This window comes from Vicinamibacteria bacterium, assembly GCA_035620555.1.
GTDB lineage: Bacteria > Acidobacteriota > Vicinamibacteria > Marinacidobacterales > SMYC01 > DASPGQ01.
Genome location: DASPGQ010000743.1, coordinates 1 through 2644 on the forward strand (window position 1 = coordinate 1; position 2644 = coordinate 2644).

General features: G+C 64.1%; 3 protein-coding genes. All 3 read right to left on the reverse strand.

Annotation, left to right across the window (positions count from 1 at the left end; translation table 11 throughout):
• Window positions 1-454, reverse strand: a 454-nt coding sequence (locus tag VEK15_29745; protein ID HXV64918.1) for a glycosyltransferase family 4 protein, incomplete at its 3' end; no start/stop codon positions are given.
• An 8-nt stretch (window positions 455-462) separates the two neighbouring features.
• Complete coding sequence (locus VEK15_29750) at window positions 463-1419, reverse strand: polysaccharide deacetylase family protein (GenBank protein ID HXV64919.1); 957 nt, start codon at window positions 1417-1419, stop codon at window positions 463-465.
• Window positions 1419-2510: a GNAT family N-acetyltransferase gene (locus VEK15_29755; GenBank protein HXV64920.1), complete on the reverse strand. Its 1092-nt coding sequence runs from the start codon at window positions 2508-2510 to the stop codon at window positions 1419-1421. Before VEK15_29755 ends, VEK15_29750 begins: the two co-directional genes overlap by 1 nt.
• Window positions 2511-2644 lie beyond the last annotated feature (134 nt).

Here is a 2644-nt window from a genome sequence, read left to right on the forward strand (position 1 = left end):
GGGACTTGTCGAGAAGCAGGCGGCTGTAGTAGGTCACCTGCGCGGCGTGCTCGTTCATCCAGAGGAACGGATCGATCGGGCGCTTCCGGTAATGCCAGATTTCCGTCCCATAGTGCGTCAGAAGGAACGGGAGACGGCGGCGATAGGCGAGCGCGGCCACGAGCTGGTTCATGAAGGTGTTGCTGTGGACGTGAACGACGTCCGCCTGGCTGAAGAAGCCCCGCGTTTGGCGGCATACGGCGAACGCCGTCTCGAGGTGAGACAATCGGAGAGTGCGCGAAAGCCCGTTACGCGAGCGGGGGATGTAGCGGACCTCCGCCTGACGGGGGCGTCCGGCTCGCGGCTCGAAGGCCATGAGGCGAACCTCGTGTCCCTCCCGGGTGAGCCCATCGCGAAGAAGCTGAGGCAGCAGCGCATTGGCCGCCTGATCGGGTGGAAGATGGGGGGTGACCATGCACACGATCAATTTCGTGTCGCCTCGCACCAGGATTCACGGAACTGCCGGAACGTCGCACCGAGCGCACCCCCCTCGGTCAGGAACGCGAGAAGTGCTTCGAGGTCCCGATAGAACCGTTCCAGATCCTCTCGAGTCTGGTTGTAAGGACTCCCGCCCACGAGGAGCTCGCTCGAGTGAAACAGGATGTTGGCGGTGGGGGCGTGGCCTTCGAGCAAGCGGCGAGCAAGCGATAACATGTCCTTCCGTTTCGAGTACGACGGCCGGAGCCAGATCGGGCGGACGATTCCGAGAAGTCTCAAGGAGCGCCGGAAATGGTATGCGTGCGAGACATCGGCATAGGCCGTCTCTAACCAACGGGGCCATCTGCGATCGAGCGCGCTCGTGACGGGAATCTCGAGGAGCCGGCTGTCGCCCACCCGTCGCGGGTCGTCGTAGCCGACGAAGTAGGGTGTGATCGGAGCGCCGGCGAACGACGGCCCGCCCTTGCGCTTCTCGTTGAAGAACGGGTCCACGCTCGAATCGACGAGATAACCATTCTCCTCGAGAATCTCGACGTGCCAGCCGGCGAAGCCGTTGCGTCCGGCGCGATAGGAGACCGGCGCCTCACCCGATATCTTGGCGACCGCCTCGGTCAATCGGCCGAGCTGTTCGCGATATCGATCGCGGCTCAAGTTCAGCGGGTAGACATGACCGTCGACGAGTGGCGGTGTGGACCAGGGATGGTGGTGCGAGCCGATCTCACATCGGCCGGACTGGGCGAGCTCCTGGAGCTGACTCCTCGCGCGCTCCGCGGCGGCCATCTCGAAGGTGACGAGATAGGTGGGGAGAACGCGGTAACGGTCGCACAGCTCCTGCAGTCGGGGAAGCTCGTGGACGTTGCGCACGGCGAGCGCCTGGCGTCCTGTTGCACTCCACTGGTCGTCGGCCTCGGTATCGACGCCGAGCAGGATGCGCGTCGTCATCAAGCCTCCCGGTCCTGGTCCGAATCGCCGAAGGTGACATGCCAGCGAGAGGTGTCGCGATAGAAACGCTCGCTCACGTGGTCGCTGTGGATTCGGAGGCAGAATTGCATGGGGCTCGGAATGAGCAAGAATCCCTTGGCGGCAAGACGAGCGGCGATTCGATCGTCGAAGGTGAACGTTTGCATCCGGGCCGCTTTCCTGTCCATGGCCCAGGCGCCTGCCCCGTCGAGAAGCGCGCCGAGGGTCGCGTCGTCTTCAGGACCGGCGAACAGGTCGACGAGAAGCGCGAGCACCACGCCGTTTCTCTCGGTTGCTCTCAGAACGCAATATCCCGAGAGGGTGCCGTCCTTTCGCCGGGCTTCGAGGACGTCGTAGCTGACGAACGGAACGCGATGATACTTCCACTCGAGATAGGCGGCGGTCCTCTCGGCGATGAAATCGTAGCCGGGCGAAGCGGCTTGCCAGAGAGCATCGTACTCCTCGCCGAAATTTCCTTCCATCAGTCGCGCGGTCACGGCGCCACGCGTCTTTCTCCGGGGAAAAGCAATCGAAAAGGCAAGACGAGCGAGGGGCGCCAAGGCTCGTGCCAGGGGTCGCGGCATCCTGCGCTCGAGTAGCGCGCCCGGGTCGAGGACCAGAGTGTAGCAAGGCACCGGACCGACGTCTTCCCAACGAAGCTTCTTGAACAGGGCGTAGGAGGCCGCCGACAGTCCCAGGCCGAGGGAAGCTTCGACGTTCTCGTCCCAGTAGAGGAACAGCCGCGAGCCGATACCCTTGCGCTGGACGTGGGGCCGAACCATCACGTCCATGCCCCACGAGGCCCGGAGCGTGCGACCCTTGACATAGAGGCGGACGGGCATCGACGCATATTGGCCGAGCACCACCCCGTTTTGCTTGGCAACCCAGATCTCGGGCCCCTCGGGCGGGCAATTGGGGTTCTCGTCGTACTGCCAGCGCCAGCGGGCGCGATTGTCCCCCGCGGCCTTCTCGCCGAAGACTTCCACGTACATGGCCTCGAGCGCCGGTGTCTCCGCACTCGAGCGGCGGCAGATCTCGATTTTGGCTCTCGCGCTCGGGGAGTTGGAAGACATCGCTCGAAACCGGCGATCGTAGCATGAATCGGGCCAGCGCCCGGTTCAGGGTCGTCGCTTAGTTTCTTGCGTCAACGTCGTGGCGGGACCCGGGGTCAATCGTCCGCAACGGTTCCGGCTGTTTACGGCGCGAC

Coding starts and splice junctions, on each gene's coding strand:
- VEK15_29750 (HXV64919.1), bottom strand. CDS start 1,419: ATGACGACGCGCATCCTGCTCGGCGTCGATACCGAGGCCGACGACCAG.
- VEK15_29755 (HXV64920.1), bottom strand. CDS start 2,510: ATGTCTTCCAACTCCCCGAGCGCGAGAGCCAAAATCGAGATCTGCCGC.